The 17,285-nt window shown below is 35.2% G+C and carries 13 protein-coding genes; 5 read left to right on the top strand and 8 right to left on the bottom strand.

The annotated features are described in order from the left end of the window. Positions 1-31: 31 nt before the first annotated feature. The gene (locus B3I52_RS06525) at positions 32-616 is read right to left on the bottom strand and encodes an RNA polymerase sigma factor (protein WP_293299688.1); all 585 of its coding nucleotides are present in this window, start codon (positions 614-616) and stop codon (positions 32-34) included. 313 nt (positions 617-929) lie between these two features. Here B3I52_RS06525 and B3I52_RS06520 point away from each other — a divergent pair, with 313 nt between their 5' ends. The 4 genes from B3I52_RS06520 to B3I52_RS06505 all read left to right on the top strand — a co-directional run bounded on the left by B3I52_RS06520 (position 930) and on the right by B3I52_RS06505 (position 5,427). Further along, the gene (locus B3I52_RS06520; RefSeq protein ID WP_293299687.1) at positions 930-1,523 is read left to right on the top strand and encodes a TIGR00730 family Rossman fold protein; all 594 of its coding nucleotides are present in this window, start codon (positions 930-932) and stop codon (positions 1,521-1,523) included. Between the two features lie 266 nt (positions 1,524-1,789). Beyond that, positions 1,790-2,587: a uroporphyrinogen-III C-methyltransferase gene (gene cobA / locus B3I52_RS06515; RefSeq protein WP_293299686.1), complete on the top strand. Its 798-nt coding sequence runs from the start codon at positions 1,790-1,792 to the stop codon at positions 2,585-2,587. Positions 2,588-2,735: 148 nt separating this feature from the next. After that, entirely contained in the window at positions 2,736-4,142 is a 1,407-nt protein-coding gene (locus B3I52_RS06510; RefSeq protein ID WP_293299684.1) for a glycogen synthase, read from the top strand. A 13-nt stretch (positions 4,143-4,155) separates the two neighbouring features. Continuing rightward, a complete protein-coding gene (locus B3I52_RS06505) occupies positions 4,156-5,427 on the top strand; it encodes a glucose-1-phosphate adenylyltransferase (RefSeq protein ID WP_293299682.1) in 1,272 nt (423 codons plus the stop codon). Between the two features lie 217 nt (positions 5,428-5,644). Here the strand turns inward: B3I52_RS06505 and B3I52_RS06500 are convergent, their stop codons facing one another. From B3I52_RS06500 to B3I52_RS06475, 6 genes are all read right to left on the bottom strand, one after another. After that, on the bottom strand, positions 5,645-6,196 hold the full coding sequence (locus B3I52_RS06500; RefSeq protein WP_293299680.1) for a hypothetical protein: 552 nt from the start codon (positions 6,194-6,196) through the stop codon (positions 5,645-5,647). A gap of 4 nt (positions 6,197-6,200) precedes the next feature. Beyond that, positions 6,201-6,740, bottom strand: coding sequence for a peroxide stress protein YaaA (gene yaaA / locus B3I52_RS06495; RefSeq protein ID WP_293299678.1), 540 nt, complete (start codon positions 6,738-6,740; stop codon positions 6,201-6,203). A 166-nt stretch (positions 6,741-6,906) separates the two neighbouring features. Continuing rightward, positions 6,907-7,569 (bottom strand): hypothetical protein, encoded by a 663-nt coding sequence (locus B3I52_RS06490; RefSeq protein WP_293299676.1) that lies wholly within the window; start codon positions 7,567-7,569, stop codon positions 6,907-6,909. 39 nt (positions 7,570-7,608) lie between these two features. Then, positions 7,609-9,000, bottom strand: a complete 1,392-nt coding sequence (locus B3I52_RS06485) for a hypothetical protein (RefSeq protein WP_293299674.1) — start codon at positions 8,998-9,000, stop codon at positions 7,609-7,611. Between the two features lie 184 nt (positions 9,001-9,184). Beyond that, complete coding sequence (locus B3I52_RS06480; RefSeq protein WP_293299672.1) at positions 9,185-10,399, bottom strand: McrC family protein; 1,215 nt, start codon at positions 10,397-10,399, stop codon at positions 9,185-9,187. Between the two features lie 3 nt (positions 10,400-10,402). Next, complete coding sequence (locus B3I52_RS06475; RefSeq protein ID WP_293299670.1) at positions 10,403-12,982, bottom strand: McrB family protein; 2,580 nt, start codon at positions 12,980-12,982, stop codon at positions 10,403-10,405. Positions 12,983-13,087: 105 nt separating this feature from the next. Here B3I52_RS06475 and B3I52_RS06470 point away from each other — a divergent pair, with 105 nt between their 5' ends. Then, a complete protein-coding gene (locus B3I52_RS06470) occupies positions 13,088-14,872 on the top strand; it encodes a glycoside hydrolase family 15 protein (RefSeq protein ID WP_293299669.1) in 1,785 nt (594 codons plus the stop codon). Between the two features lie 140 nt (positions 14,873-15,012). Here B3I52_RS06470 and B3I52_RS06465 read toward each other — a convergent pair whose 3' ends face one another. Next, positions 15,013-17,190 carry a bifunctional alpha,alpha-trehalose-phosphate synthase (UDP-forming)/trehalose-phosphatase gene (locus B3I52_RS06465; RefSeq protein ID WP_293299667.1) on the bottom strand — a complete coding sequence of 726 codons (2,178 nt, stop codon included), beginning with the start codon at positions 17,188-17,190 and terminating at the stop codon, positions 15,013-15,015. Positions 17,191-17,285: the final 95 nt, after the last annotated feature.

Raw genomic sequence — 17,285 nt, 5'->3', positions numbered from 1 at the left:
CTTATTTATAATGCACTACGGGTCAAGTTTTTTATTTTGGGAATAGCAATTTTAGAAGAATAAGGTATATAAATATATCTTTATCGGAAAACACTTTTCTGATGGTGGCTACAGCTTTATTTTTAGCTAGAAATACAGCATTGGGCGTAATGTTTAAATGACTACAAATTTCATCGGTAGTAAGGCCATCCAAATAAAACATTCTAAATACATCACCTTGCCGTTGAGGTAGTTTGTTAATTTCTTCAACTAACGATTTAATAACTTCTGCATGTATTAAATTAGTGAGGGGATCAGTATCTTGCATCACCAAACTTTCATCTAATTCTATGGAGAGACTATTTTGTTTGTGTTTGACCGATTGGACATAATCTAGGCAGGCATTGCGGGTAGTGATGTATAAAAAAGATTTAATATTGATTTCACTTTTAAAGTTGTCTTTACGTAACCACAATTTTGAAAAGGTATCAGCCACAATTTCTTCCGCTACTTCTTTATTGCGACAGATTTTATAAGCATGAAACGTTAATGCATTGAGATGTTGCTTCATAAAATGCTTAAAAGCAGTTTCATTCCCTTCTCGGAAGTCATACATCAAATGGTTTAGTCGAATCATGTTTAAACGAAGATACTGATTTTTGTTTTTTCTGCTATTAATACAACTGAAAGATTTGCTTTATAATTAGCCTATTTCATTGCTAAATGCTAGATTAGGATTTAGATTAGAGAAATTCTCTTTGCTTATTTGGTCGAGGAAAACAGGCGAAACCACTATTTTGAGTAACCGCAAGATGCGGCAGGTAATGCAGGTGCACTAGAAGGTCTTAGAATTTATGGAACTACTTTAGGATTTGAATTTTAGTTTCCTTAATTAAAACGATAAAGTTAAATTCTACTTTGATTTGAAGAAAGAATTTTATCTTCGATTTATGAAAAACCTAAAATCACTTTGTGTTTACTGCGGAGCTAATTTTAATGGCGATGAAACCCTTAAACAAGCTATCGTAGATTTGGCAAAAACAATGGTAAACCAAAATATTGAACTGGTTTACGGTGGTGGTAGCGTTGGTGTAATGGGCGTAATTGCTGATGAGATAATGGCACTGGGTGGAACGGTTACTGGCGTAATTCCTCAGTTTTTGATGGACAAGGAAGTAGGGCATAAGGGCATAACACAAATGATCATTACCGAAAATATGCACCAGCGTAAGCAGAAAATGGCCGATTTGTCGGATGGCTTTGTGATTTTACCCGGTGGTTTTGGAACTTTAGAAGAATTTTTTGAAGTGCTAACCTGGTTGCAGTTGGGTTTACATGCCAAACCTATTGGTGTATTAAACGTCGGTGGTTTTTACGATCCGCTTTTTGTGCAGATGGATATGATGGTGCAGCATCGTTTCCTTAAGCAGACCAACAGAGATTTGGTATTTAACGAAAGTGAGGCTTCTATTCTAATAGAAAAAATGCAATGTTTCTCAGTTACACCAGATGAAGTTTGGTTTAGAGATAGGAACTTGACTTAAATTTGAGTTGTTTATTCCTAAAATAATAGTAAAAGCGTAAGTAAAATAGCCCTGAACGAAGCGAAAAGCCCGCAGCCAAGTTTAGCGAAGGCGAGGACTTGCGGAAGCTAAGACCTGCTAGAATTGCGCTTCAAATTATCTAATTTAAAAACTAGCAATAAAATTTATTATACTGTAAATCAATAAGATATTTTTATTTCAAAATAAACACTACTAAAAAGGTAGAAATAATATACTTTTGTGTTGTCGATTAAAAATACAGTACAATGATTTTAGAGAAAGTACAAAGAAATACAGTTGAACCTAAAATAACTTTAGTAGGAGCTGGGCCTGGCGATCCAGATTTGTTAACCTTAAAAGGTGTAAAAGCTTTAGCTGTTGCCGATGTAGTTTTGTACGATGCCTTGGTGAACGAAGCTTTGTTAAATCATGTGCCAGAAAACGCTATTAAGGTTTATGTAGGTAAACGTTCTGATGATGATTCTTTCTCTCAAAAATTAGTTAATAAGTTAATGATCGATTACGCTTTGAACTATGGCCATGTAGTGCGATTAAAAAGTGGCGACCCGTTTGTATTTGCTCGTGGTTACGAGGAAGTTAACGCAGCAGAATCTTACGGTATCCCAACAGAGATTGTACCGGGAGTTTCTAGTGCGTTAGGTGTACCTGGCCTGCAAAAAATACCGATGGTTTATGGCAACATGAGCGAGAGTTTTTGGGTAGTTACCGGTACCAATGCACAAGGCGAAATCTCTCCAGATTTATACGTTGCTGCAAAATCTAACGCTACCATTGTGGTATTAATGGGTATCGAGAAAATCAAAGAGATTGCTGGTATTTTTAAAGCAGAAGGGAAGGCCAATTTACCTGTTGCAGTCATCGAAAATGGTTCGTCAAAAGAAGAAAATGTAGTGGTTGGCATTGTAGATACCATAGAAGAATTAATTACGGAAAAGAAATTGAGCTCGCCAGCTTTATTGGTGTTCGGAGAGGTGGTTTCTTTGCATCCACAGTTCAATTCCATTCATCAGTTTTACGCCATAATGGCGCAAGAAGAATATTAAAATAACCTCTACCTGTGCATCCCGTAAGTGGGACAAGTGCTGTGGTTAAATTTGATATTGCTTAGTTTTCTTAAATAATTTGATGTAAAAGTTTGCAATACTCGATGATTTAGGTAATTTAAAACAATTTCTATCCGAGTATTATTTTATGGAGATCATACATCTAAGTGCAGAATGCTATCCCGTTGCTAAAGTAGGTGGTTTGGGCGATGTTGTTGGGGCTTTGCCCAAATATCAAAACAAACTGGGCCATGTGGCCAAAGTGGTGATGCCGGCCTATAACTCTAAATTTTTATACGAGAATGATTTTGAAACAGTTTACAATGGTTGGGTAAAAGTAGGAATAACCAATTACCAAGCTCGGATATTAAAAGAAACGACCAATAAACTGGGTTTTGATGTGTTTTTGGTACATATTGCAGGCTTGTTTGATAGAGATGGGGTATATGGCTACAGCGATGATACCGAACGTTTTATTGCTTTTCAAATTGCTGCATTAGATTGGATTGCGCAATGGGAACACCGTCCAGATGTTATTCATGTTCACGATCATCATGCTGGTTTAATTCCGTTTATGGTAGGCAATTGCTATCAGTATGCGCACTTAAACCAAGTACCTACGGTTTTAACCATCCATAATGCACAATACCAAGGCCAGTTTGGTTGGGATAAATTACACTATTTTCCAGCCTTCGATTTAATCAATACCAGCAAGCTCGATTGGGGAAATTCTATCAATCCATTAGCTGCCGCCATTAAATGTGCGTGGCGAGTTACTACAGTTTCTCCAAGTTATTTAGATGAAATTAGCCATTCGGCAAATGGCTTGGAAGGTTTGCTAGTGCAAGAACGAGGAAAATCATTTGGAGTGCTTAATGGCATAGATACCGAAGTTTGGAACCCCTCTAAAGATAAAATGATTGTAAAAGGGTTTAATGCTAGAACGCTAGAAAATGGTAAAAAAGTAAACAAAGAAGAGCTTTGTCGTGTTTTTAACCTCGACCCAACTAAACCACTTTATACATTTATTGGGCGTTTGGTGGGAGAAAAAGGAGCTGATTTGTTGCCCGATATTTTTGACAATGCTTTGGCCGAGAGCGGTGGCGAAATCAATATTTTGGTTTTAGGCTCGGGAAACCGCCAGGTAGAAGATCGGTTAAGTGAAATTACTCAAAAATATCCAGGTAAGTATAATGCTTACATCGGTTACAATGAAGCTTTGTCGCATCAAATTTATGCAGGGGCAGATTTTCTGTTAATGCCATCGAGGGTAGAACCTTGCGGCCTAAACCAAATGTATGCGTTGCGATACGGCACTATCCCAATTGTGCGGCGTATTGGTGGCTTAAAAGATACCGTAATTGATATTGGTGAAGGTGGTTTTGGTATCTGTCACGACCAAACTAGCGTATGGGACGTGGGGCATGCCATAGGAAGGGCATACGAATTATATCTAGACCAAAAAAAAGTAAAAGAAATTAGAAAATACATGATGTCGATAGACCATTCGTGGGATAACTCGGCACAACAATACATAGCTATATACCAAATGTAAAACCGTAAAAACTATGACTGAAAAAGTATTAGGGGTTATTTTAGGAGGAGGTCAAGGATCCAGATTGGCGCCATTAACATTAACCAGGTCCAAACCTGCCGTGCCTATTGCGGGTAAGTATCGGTTGGTAGATATTCCCATTTCTAACTGTTTAAACTCGGGCATACACCGCATGTTTGTGCTTACCCAGTTTAATTCGGCATCGTTAAACAAGCACATCAAAAACACGTATCATTTTAGTCATTTCTCTAAGGCTTTTGTAGATATTTTGGCGGCCGAACAAACGCCAGACAATCCGGCTTGGTTTCAAGGCACGGCCGATGCGGTGCGCCAATGTATGCACCATATTGTCAGTCACGAATTCGATTATATCTTAATCCTATCGGGAGATCAGCTTTACCAGATGGATTTTAAGGATATGCTAAAAGCGCATATCGATGCCGGATCTGAGATTTCTATTGCAACTATTCCGGTAACGGCAAAAGATGCTACCGATTTTGGGATCATGAAAACCGATGAAAACAAGGCTATCACCTCATTCATAGAAAAACCAGCTGCAGCGTTGTTGCCAGATTGGACTTCGGATACCGGTGAGGAAATGCAAGGTGCAGGAAAACATTTCTTAGCGTCGATGGGTATTTATGTGTTTAACAGAGATGTGTTGATTAAGATGTTGAACGAAAAACCAGAAGAAAAGGATTTTGGTAAAGAAATTATTCCGCGTGCATTAGAAAATCATCAAGTGTCAAGCTATCAGTACGAAGGTTATTGGACAGATATTGGTAATATTTCTTCATTTTTTGAAGCAAATTTGGGCTTAACAGACGATTTGCCCCAATTCAATATGTTCGATACGTCGCACACCATTTTTACTAGGGCAAGAATGTTGCCCCCGTCAAAAGTTTCGGGTACAACTTTAGAAAAAACCATTATTGCCGAAGGTTGCATTATTCAGGCCAGTAGAATAGAACACGCAGTTTTAGGAATTAGGTCCCGAATTGGCAAGCAAACCGTTATTACCAATTGCTATGTAATGGGTAGCGATATGTACCAAAATTTGGATGAAATTAATGAGGCTAACGCAAAAGGTGTTCCTTTGTTGGGCATTGGCGATAGATGCTTTATTAACAATGCCATTATTGATAAAAATTCTAAAATTGGTAATGATGTACGCATTAACGGTGGCGCCCATTTGGCCGAAGGCGATTATGGCTTTTACGTAGTTAAGGACGGAATTGTGGTGGTTAAAAAAGGCGCAGTTGTGCCTAATGGAACGGTGATTTAATTTTTAAACTTCTAAATTTATAAAAGCCTTTCAGAAATAGCTTGAAAAGCTTTTTTGCTGGTTAATTTCGTGCTTTTTAAACTATATAAGCTGAGATAAATCTTTTTTCGATATACTAAAACTGACACTATGCTTGTACTTTAACGTATCGCGTGTAGGCGATGTTGCCTGTGTTGCCCCGCAAGTGCGGGGGCAAGGGAATATTGCTTACACGCTATTATAAGCTGGTTGATTTCCTGTTCTGAATATTAAGTAAATCTATATCATCGTTACCATAAGATTCAATAAGTTGCTTTTCTGTTGATTTATTAATCTCTTGAATCTCCTTTTTAGATAGTTTTTTAAAATCTTTATTTGAATATAAACTGAATGGGATAAAGGAAATTCGCACATCTTGTTTTAAGGCAATTGAATAGACATCACTTTCAATTGTAAAAGTTTCTCTATGCATCCATGCATCAACCCAATGACCATGATATTGATCATCTATTTTACATGTTTTCAAAATTTCATGTGCTAGAATTCCTAAATGATAGTAATGAGACCTCTTCCATCTGCCACCTGATTGAAATGATTTTCCAATGTAAAATGAATTATCTCCAAAAGCGACATATAAATGCGGGTCATTCTTTATAGTCGAGTAAAATGTGTTCGCATCTTCTGAAAAATGAAAGCCTCTGCTATCAAATTGCGCAGACAATTTATCGTTACTAGTAGTCTTGAATAGCGAAAAATTATTCTTTGTTATATATTCCTTGATTTGTTCCATAGTGCTAAATGCGATTCAATTCATTTTCTAACCAATATCCGACACAATCACCTCTGTCACTGTATTGAAATCCATTTGGTGAAACTGCCGTTATCATGCCATTTGTATCCAACGCCTTCTTATAATTTGCAGAGAGTAAATCAACATCGTTTATGTTTATCATATCGGGCAAGACAGCTAAATTTCGCCAAAATAAATATGTTGGCACTTTCATTTCTCCTTTTTTCTTATCCATTTTCAAATCATAATATGGTATTAAATCAGTGTGTCTTATCCAGCCGAATAATGCAGATAGAATCAATATTTCAGTGCTTTTTTTATGCCAATTATTTGGGCTTATCTTGTTATATATTTTAGAGTAAGGGCCACAATACAATTCATACGCTGGAAGTGTTTTACTCCAGTCAAGATGATCTTTATATAGTTTAATTAGATTTATCCGATGTTCACCTAAAAGGTCATGCCTGAACAGATCTTCTAATTTTCCATGTTTAGAATTGGTAGGTTTTTTTTTGCTTCCGCTACATGTAATTAAGTATGCCATATTTTATATTGTTTTTAACTTGCTTATAACGGTTTGGCGCTTGGCGAGGGAGCGGTTTTTTAGCACTAAACCTCAATCGAAGCACTAATGTTTAAATTTACGAAAAAGTTTCAAACGAAGCACTTAACCCGCTCTCTTGCAAAACCCTTGTTAATGGCTGGTGGAATTAGGGGTGAAGGTTTAATAAAATTAGATGTTTCCGAATAACTTCTCCCATATTTGCTAACAATTCAGACATAACATTTGTACTTAATTGTCTTGTGTGAATTACAAGTTTTGTTTTATCATCGCTGTAATGAGAGAAAAACCAATTCGATTTTGTATAGATTTTCTTCTCATATTCATCTTTATAATGAACTCCAAAGATTTCATCTATTTCTCTGATTTCATCGTTATTCTTTATATAATCGGAACAAGCCAAAACGATAACAGGAAAATTTTGAATAAAGTCGGATTTAAAAAACTCTTGTTTTCGTTTAGCTAATTTTGGTTCAAATTCGGGGTTTCTCTTTGCATTTCTTGTGTTTTTTTGAGGAATTTCACTCATTTCGGTTGTGAAAATTAACTCCTCAAAATCAAACATATTTGTTTTAGGTTTTTCAAAAATGCAATCGTGTAGGTTTTGATATTTGCTCCAAGTATGTCCTTCTCCAACAGCTTTTTTATGTGTCAGATATACAGATTCATTTTTTGCAATCTTTTCTTTCCAATACTTTCCGTCAAATTCTGAATTTTCGTTTGCTTTTGAATATTCTTTGCCGACAAATAAAATATTTGCATTTGTATTACCTCGACCAATATATGTATTATCTGAACTTTCGTTTATCAATTTTTTAAAACTCGAACTATACATAAATAGAAAAGATTTTTAGATTGTTTTTTCTACGTTTCTAATCAATTCAATTTGTTCTATTGCAGTCATAGAAGTTATGTCGTTTGTGAAAAATACAGGGAAATTTGTTCCATTTAAAATATAACTTCCATTGGATTCTGAATTTGGATTCACCCAACGGTCAGCTCCAAAAATTAAATTTTTACAATAGTCGCTAAAAAAGAAAATCGCAACAGGTTTAAGTTTTAGTATTGTTTCATAGGTTAGTTCAAGTTGCTCACGAATAAAATTGTGGTCGCTATCCAATAATAATTCTCTGTTATCTTCACGAGCATAAAGCAAGTTTATATGTGTGTATCCTTTGTTGAGTTTGTTTGCGAAAAATTCTAAAGCTTTAAAGTATTCTGGTGCATCAGGACGTTGATAAAAACTTCCGTACATTAAAGAATTTCCGTCATTACTTTTTATGAAAGTGTTGTCATCAGAGGGATTGTAGGAAGGATTGATACCCACAAAGAGAATACTTTCATTTACTCCGTCTGCTGAAAATATTGGCTTTTTGCTCAATATTTGATTATTTACACCTCTGTATTTATTCCAAATTTCAGATAGTCTTTTTTCTATCCGTTCATTTTCGTTCAAATCGAAAAACACAGCTTCTTCTTCAATTATATTTTCTTCTTCGATTTTTCTTTCCTCTTGAGTGTATCTGACATTCGTTGTTTTTGCGGTATCATTTTTTTGATTACGTTTGTAATATTTATAGCCAATTATAGCTACCACAATTAACGCTATTGGTCCAAAAACGATTGTAAAAAGTCCTTCTGAAAGTAAGAAAACACAGAAAAAAGCAAATATGAATGACACTATTATTAGTAAAATTTGATTCTTTTTTAGAAATCTTTTTTTTCTGAAGTTTTTGATGTTTTTTTCGAAATATTCTATTTGTGCATTATTAGGGTCAATTGACTTTAAACGTAAGAAAGCTTGATTATATTTTTCCAATAAGGCTTCGTTGTATTTGTTTCTGATTTTTCCTTCCTCATTATTTCCGTGCCATTTGTTAGTTTTTACTTGTATAGATAAGTCTGATAGTAAATCAACAAGTTGTTCGCTATTATTTGTAACTTTAATAGAAGAAATCATATCAATATTTTGAAGAACAGCTGAATCAATCAATAAATTTTGTTCTTTTTTTTGTCTTTTGTTTTCTGCTGCAATTTGATTCCTCCGAATTCTTTCTTCCGTTGCGATTCGTTGAATTTCTAATTCGTGTCTTAATTCTGCTTGTGTTCTTCGAGGTTCACGATGTTGAGTAGAGCCAACTCTACGATAAGGTGTTGAGTGCCCATCTCCAAAAATGACGTTACTTACCCATTTTCCTGTATTTTTTCCTAATTCTCTTTCAAAAGATTTTCCAAAACTCATAATATGTGTTTTTTTGGTTCGTTGTTCAACCATTTGCCATTAACGTTTCAGGGCTTTGCGATGGTGGGGTAATCGAAGCAAAAATCTTCAATTTTGCACAAATGTTAAATCGAAGAACTACCGTTAAACTTTGCAGTTTCGCCCCACTATTGCAAAGCCCTTGTTACAGGCTGGCGTTCTGTGTTTATAGCTTCTCAAAAATTTCTTTCGCCACTATTTTACTGTTTTTAATTGTCAATTCGTTCGTGATATCCACAAATCCAAGTTTACATTTTTTGCCTAAATTGTCAAAATGAAATGTTCCGAAATTGCTGTCTATTTGATTGGTTTTCGGATAAAGCAACAATGTTTTTTCAGCTTTCCAATGCAGATTGTAAACAAACATTTGTTTTAAGTCATCGTCTGATGGATTATTAGCTTCAATGATTTTCCATTTTGTGTCAATTACAAATGTTTCGTTTTTGGTTTTTAGAACAATGTCGGGACGAATGCGTTTGCTTTCCCAAAATTTGTCGGAATTTTGAAAAGAAACTTCTATTTCATCTGTTTTGTGTTTTTGGAGAATGCGAAAAATATATTCTTCCCACAATGCATTCATATCAAATAAAAGTGTGAGTAAATTGTCGTTACCGTAATTCAAACTTGGCGAATAATTCAAAATGATGATTTTAGCAATATCAATGGCTTTTTGATAATCGTGATTTTTTCGGTCGATGATGATTTTATCAAAATGCTTTTTCTGAATATTGATATTTTCAAAATCCTGAAATTCAAACAATAATCGGTTCAATTTGTCTTTCAACGAATCTTTTACGAAAGTCTTTAAAATCAATAAACCTTTGTACAGAATTTGATGTAACAAATGGTTTTTGTCATAAACTTGATGTTCGCAATAAAACAGCTCTTTGTGAACCAAATTTTGCTGAATATTTTGAGCGAAAAGTAATTTGCCTTTTAGTGCGTTTTGGTTAGATTGATTTTTTCGGTATCTCTTAATCATACCTTTTTTTACCAATCTTTCAACTTCGTTTAAATACAACTCGAAATAAACATCTAAAATCGAGTGGTATCGTTTTTTGAGTTGGGTTTCTGAAATAGATTCAACTTGAATGTGTTTGCATACTTTGAGCATATTCAGCAAAATATTTTGCCAAAGGTTTTTGTCTGCATTTTCGTTGTTATCAGCCTTTGGAAGGATTTCAATCGTTAAGCCACCAATTTGAATTACACCAACATAGCTTCCAAAACGGATTCCTTTGTGAATAATCGTAAAGTATTTGTTTTGGTGCAATTCATTGAATTTTACCATTGCATCAAAATGATGTTTTCGGAAAATTCCCGAATCATCGTATCGCAATTTTTGATACTCGAATACTTGTATGAACTTTTTATTATTCATTCGTTAATCTTCGTAAACCGAAATAAATGTGCTTTCGTTCCAATATTCAAAAGGCGTGAAACGATATACTTTTTTATCTTCTAAAAAGTCATTTTCATAAGCGAAATTTTTTGGAAATTTTGCCGTGTTTTCTTCTTGAAAAATAAAATATCCACCCAAAACCAAACCAATTTTTCCGAAATCGCCATAAAAATACTCTTCCAAAAGAGGAATGATTTTGTCTTTGAAAACCAGCTTCAAATCGTCTAAATTTTGGATTCCGATAAAATAAGAATGACCGATTTGGTGGTCTTTGTCAATCAACACTTCAATGCGTTGGTTTATTGTTTCCAACAATTGTTTCAAATCCACATCTTGATATTCCGAATCGATTAAAATACTTGGATTTGGTTGCATTTCAACAAATGAAAACCGTCTTCTCAAAGCGGTGTCGAGAGCTTCTACACTTCGGTCGGCAGTGTTCATTGTTCCGATAATGTAAACATTATTTGGTACGGAAAATTTATCGGCAGAATAAGGAAGCACAACTTCGGTTTGTTCGTTATTTCCCTTTCTTTTGTCTTCTTCCAAAAGCGTTATCAACTCTCCAAAAATTGCTGAAACGTTTCCACGATTAATTTCGTCAATGATTAGTACATAATTTTTGGTGTTTTCAGTCGTTTCTGGATTAAAGCTAAATTCTGACTTTAAATAATTGATAACACCTTTAAAATAGCCTTCCCAACCAATAAAAACTTCTTTACCGTTTAATTGTTGTAATAATTTTTCTTTGGTTAATACTCCTTGTTTTTCTCTTTTACTTCCAGTCATCAGACTTAAATTGCCATTTTTATTGAGAGCAATTGAAAAGGTCTTATCTGTCGGGGTTTTAAGTTCAATAACTTCGTTTTCTGCTAATTTTTGTTGTAGTTTTTCATAGGCATTTTCAAAACTTACGGTATTTTTCGGATTGGCATTTTGACACAAATTTTTAAAAATACCGTCTTTGACTTCGTAAGTAACATTTCCGTCCGTTGTTTCGGGTTTTATTCCTTCAATAAAATCTTCGTAGCTTAAACTTTGATGAAAAGTAGTGAACACAATCTGTTTTGTGTTTACCAAATCTTCATATTCCACATTGATTTCTTTACGAGTTCTGTTCTTTTCCCCATTAATGATTTCAACAGCAATTCTTTTTGTGTTGTATGTTTTCCCTGTTCCCGGAGCACCAAAAAGGATTTGATTTAGCGGAATCCTTTTATCCACGTTTATATTTTCCATTTGCATTTCGGGTGTTGTCTGATATTCTAATTTGTTCAAAATCTCATTTCGGAAATCAATGTCAAAAGCCATTTTTTCCAATTCTTTTTTGTTGTATTTGGAATAGCCTGAAATTTGAGTGCGATTGAGTTCGTTCTCAATTGAGTTAAACACAGATTGTTTATTTTTATGAGCCTCTGAAATATCGTTTAGTTTACATAAATAAGCAGTAGGACTACCGTCAAAATTTACAAAATTGGTACTTATCTGCTGTTCGGAAATAGTTCGGAATTTATAATCGTCTTTGCCAATGGTTGCAGTATTCCAAATATATCTTTGTCCGATTGTAAAAACAATTTTGTTTTTATCGGCATTAAAAACCAACCTTTTATCTTCTTCTTGAAAGCCAAAGTTTTCTATTATTAAGTCTAAAAAATCGTAGTATTCTTCTAATTGCTTTTTATCAAATTTTTTGAAAAGTTCGAGTAGGTTGAAATCTTTAAAATCTCTAAAAACGACATACAACACATTTTGAATCATCAAATATTTATCATCCCAATCTGGTTTTTGATAAAACTTACGATATGTATTGATGAAATTTTCATCCAACAAATCTTCCTGAATGATTTGATTGGCTAATTCCTGCAAATGCAAAAAACACTCTCCCGATTTTTTCGGTTTTGTGTTGAGTTCTTTGCAGAAGTTTTTATAATAATCCGCTTTGTACAACATATATTTTTCAGGAAAGCGAAAAGCCAAATAAACCGAGATTGTCCTTTCGTCTTGTTGAGCGTTAATGTTGTTTCGATTTAATGATTGTCTGACTTCTGGAAGTATATTTTCTGATTTGGTCTGAAAAGTTTTAATTCTTTGTGAAATATCTACAGATTCATCGTATAAGTTCCGAAACATTTCCCGTACTTCATTAGGAAAAAGTTGTGCTGATTTTTCTATAAATCCCCACGAGTTTTGATAAAGCAAATTGGCAACTTTACTTAAAGAGTTTCTGAACATTTGGTGAAAATCCTCTGCTTCCAAATCCCAATTTTGTTGGAATGTATTTATCGCTAAATATTTATATGCTTCATTAGGTTCTCCATTTTCCTCTAAAATATCAATGTATTTCTCAATTAGTTGAGAAGTTATATTTTTTAGATTTTCAGTCATATTTCTTTCAGTTCGATTTTTTTTAGTACGAGTCGTTCTACGCTTGCCTGTAACTTGTATATATGCGCTATAAAGTTGCACCAATCCAGCTAAAAATGGGATGCTATGTGCAACTGCGCAGGATAAAGATAAAAAAGAAAGAGCAATGATTGTAGTTTTCTGAATATTAGCTCGCAATCAATTGAAATATTCGTTTTTTACTACGTCGTCAGTAATGTTGGACTTATGTAAACCATAACCTCAGTTTTTCTGTTGTAAATAAGAGTAACATCTTTTTATTTTATGACAGCTACACATTTATATCAAACCGGAATTATCGGGAACTGCGCTTACATCGCTCATATTCATAAGAATACCAATATCAGCTGGCTCTGCTGGCCAAAATTCGATAGTTCTTTCGTTTTTGGTAGCATGCTGGATGAGCAAAAAGGAGGCAAATGCACTATTCTGCCAACTATAGAATACAGCTCTCATCAATATTACGTAGAAAACACCAACGTTTTAAGAACAGAAATTACTGCTGCTAATGGCAAATATCGCATTACAGATTTTGCACCACGTTTTCATTTGCATGAGCGTTACTTTAAACCCTTAATGCTCATTAGAAAAATAGAACCATTAGAAGGAGCTCCGCGTATAAAGATAGCTTGCGAACCTGTTTGCGATTATGGAAAAAGCAAAATGAGAAAGGCATTGGGCAGTAACCATATCGATTATTTTGGTTGCGAAGAAGATATGCGCTTAACTACCAATGTATCCTTAAACTATATTTTAAATGAGCAAGATTTTGTGCTTAGCGAAACAAAATACCTGATTTTTACTTATGGTTATAACCTAGATGCGCCTCTTGTAGCTACGGCAGAACGGTTTTTGAGAGAAACCACTGCTTATTGGCGTTTGTGGATTAAGCATTCATCTATTGCGGGTTTTTACCAACCACACGTTATTCGCTCGGCTTTGGTGCTTAAAATACACCAATATGAAGATACGGGAGCCATTATTGCGGCTAGTACCACAAGTTTGCCCGAGGCGTTAGGGAGTACCCGAAACTGGGATTATCGATACTGTTGGCTCCGCGATTCGTTTTACATACTTACTTCCCTTAACCATATTGGTCATTTTGAGGAGATGGAGAAATACTTCGATTATATTTCTGACATAACTTTTGATACAGACAAACGCTATCAGCCACTTTATGGTATTACGGGCAAACGAAATATTGTAGAGGAAACCTTAACACATTTACAGGGTTATTTAGGCGAACAGCCAATTAGAATAGGAAACCAGGCTTATGAGCATATCCAAAACGATATTAATGGGCAAGTACTGATTGCTATGTTGCCGCTTTATACAGATCATCGCTTTGTGTTTTCTGAACGCGGAGATTCGGTACGGTGGATAGCTGGTGTTTTGAAAAAAATAGAAACCACCATTGATGAAAAAGATGCTGGCATTTGGGAATTTAGGAATATTGCCAATACGCATTGCTACAGTAATTTGTTTCAATGGGCGGGTGCCCATGCCGCATTAAAAATGGCAAAAACCATAGGTAATAAGGCTTTAGAGCACCGAGCCAAAATATTAATTGATAAAGCAACAGGTTATATTGAAGCTTGTTATGATGCAGAAAGAAAGGTTTATACCAATGCAGTTGGAAGTAAGCATTTAGATGCCAGTACACTGCAGTTAATAATGATGAACTACTTAGATCCTGCTTCGCAACGAGCCAAAGATCATTTAATTGGTTTAGAAAAAGAGCTGAAAACAGAAGATGGGTTGTTTTACCGCTACATACATGCTGATGATTTTGGCAAGCCAAAAACTACTTTTTTAATTTGTGCTTTTTGGTACGTAGAAGCATTGGCTTGCGTGGGAAGGGTAGATGAGGCGGTAGAAGCCTTCGAGAATATCATTAAATATTGCAACCATTTGTTGTTGTTTAGTGAAGATGTGGATGCCAAAACGGGCAGCCAATGGGGGAATTTCCCGCAGGCATACAGCCATGTAGGTTTAATGAATGCCGCTTATCGCATTGCAACGAAGTTAGATAGGCCTGTGTTTTTGTAACGGATTTTTAAGCTTGTAACACTTATAGATTGCCGTCATCGTAAGTTGGTCGAGAAATCTTTGAAATTTAATCATGCTCAAAGATTTAGTTAAGCTTTCTTTAACTTGTCCACTCGCTGCGCTGCGGCCGAAATGACGTTTTATTTACTTTTTTCCAATATCGATCTCAACAATTCCCTTACTTCTAAATGATCATTTAAATAAAACTTCGCTTCCGAAACCTCACTGCCAACTTTTATCGTAATCCCATTGTTTGGCATCGCTTTAAAAAGATCTTCGTCGGTATGGTCGTCGCCCATGGCAAGTATAAAATCGTATGCCGTTTCGTGCATCCAGTTCATGGCCGCTTTTCCTTTGTTTACTTCCATGTTTCTAAATTCGATAACTTTGTTGCCCGGCATAATCTGTAAACCTTTGTCGGCCGCCAAAACTCGCATATTGTTAATAATTTCGTTAGCTCTTAATTCGCCTAGGCCACTTTCTGTTTTGCGGTAATGCCAAACTATAGAAAAGCTTTTTTCTTCAATAAAAGAACCTATAGTGCGGTCGGTATAAGTTGTTAAAATACTTTTTATTTCGCTTTTCCATTGGTCGTTTAATAAAGGTAGCGAGTGCCATTCTTCGCCTTGTTTTTTTTGCCAGGCACCGTGCTCTGCAATAATGCCAATGTTAAGGTGGCCGAACCATTGTTGTAGTGTTTCATGTTTTCTGCCACTAATAATTACCAGTGTATTTTGTGTATCTTCAGCGAAATCATTTAATAGTTGTAGTAACTCTTCATCTGGACTGGCTTCGTCTATATTAGTTTTAAAGCCTACTAAAGTTCCATCGTAATCTAAAAATATAATGCGTTTTTGGGTAGCGGCATATCTACTAATAATTCCTTGACTTACCATATTTACAGCATGTTTAGTCTTTAATGAGTATTGTAGTAGTTTAGCATCCTCCATACGAGCTAAGAAGTTGCTTACCCATCTCTTTACATTAAATTTGCGCACTAAAGATCGCATAATTTGCATTTTTCTTTTCTGCTCTTCTAAAGGCATGGTTAGTGCTTCTACAATGGCATTCATCATGTCTCCAAGGTTGTTCGGGTTAACGATAATGGCATCGCTCAGTTCCTTAGAAGCGCCAGCCATTTCACTTAAAATAAGCACACCAGTTTCATCTCTTCTGCTGGCTACATATTCTTTGCTTACCAGGTTCATGCCGTCTCTCATTGGCGTAACTAAACAAATATCAGCTACGCAATACATGGCCGAAAGCGTTTTCATAGAGAAAGAACGGTAAAAATAATTGATGGGGACCCAATCTAATGTTCGATATTTCGCATTAATGTTCCCTACTAATTGGTCAATATTCTCTTTGAGTTCTTTATACTGCGCAACGGTATCCCTAGATGGAACAACTACCATAAATAAGCTTATCTCTCCAATAAATTTAGGGTGTAATTGTAATAAAAGTTCGTATGCTCTAATGCGTTCTAAAATGCCCTTGCTATAATCTAGCCTGTCTATAGATAGTATAATTCTGCCATGTTTTTCGCTGTTTAAATTTTCTATCTCTGCCAATACTTGTCGTTGTAATGGCATCTGCTCAAACTTGTCGTAATCAATTCCCATGGGGAAAGGCTCTACAATAATTTGCCGGTTGCCCATCGCAATAATGTTTGAGGAAAAGGTAATTGGTGTAAGAAGCGAAGCTGCACTTAAAAAATGACGAACATCATCGTAAGTATGAAAACCAATTAAATCGGCACCCAATATACCATCTATCAATTTATCTCGCCACGGAATTAGCCTAAAAATTTCAAAAGATGGGAAGGGGATATGTTGGAAAAAACCAATAGTAGCTTCGGGTAATTGTGCTCTTAATAACGATGGAAGAAGTAAAAGTTGGTAATCTTGTATCCATATTTTATCACCTTCGTTAAAGGCTTGCTGAGTTGCTGCAGCAAATTTTTCGTTCACAGCAATATAGCTGTCCCAATAGGTTTGTTCGTAACGGGCATAAGTAACTAAGTAATGAAAAACTGGCCATAATACTTCGTTAGAAAATCCCTCATAATATAAGTTGATTTCTTCTTGTGTTAAAAAGACAGGAATGAGATTAAGTGACACTAATTTTTGGATGATCTCTGGCTGATCTTTTTCAGGGATATCAATACCAGGCCAACCTACCCATAGCATACTTCCGCTGTTGTAAACATCGCCAAGTCCGGTAGCTAAACCGCCTTCGCTCTTTTTAAGTACATATTTTCCATTAATTTTACTAATTTTTACGGGTAGTCTATTCGAAATAATAATTGTTCTGCTCATGCTTTTATCTTAAGTATCCTATATATAAAAAGAGATAAATGGGCTTTTTGTTTTCATTAGGGCTAAATATCTTTGGCTAATGCACCATGAAAATA

The sequence above is a fragment of the Pedobacter sp. UBA4863 genome (assembly GCF_002399615.1).
Classification (GTDB): domain Bacteria; phylum Bacteroidota; class Bacteroidia; order Sphingobacteriales; family Sphingobacteriaceae; genus Pedobacter.
The sequence above is the reverse complement of the archived record's forward strand: the minus strand, read 5'-3'. Positions and strand labels throughout refer to the sequence as shown.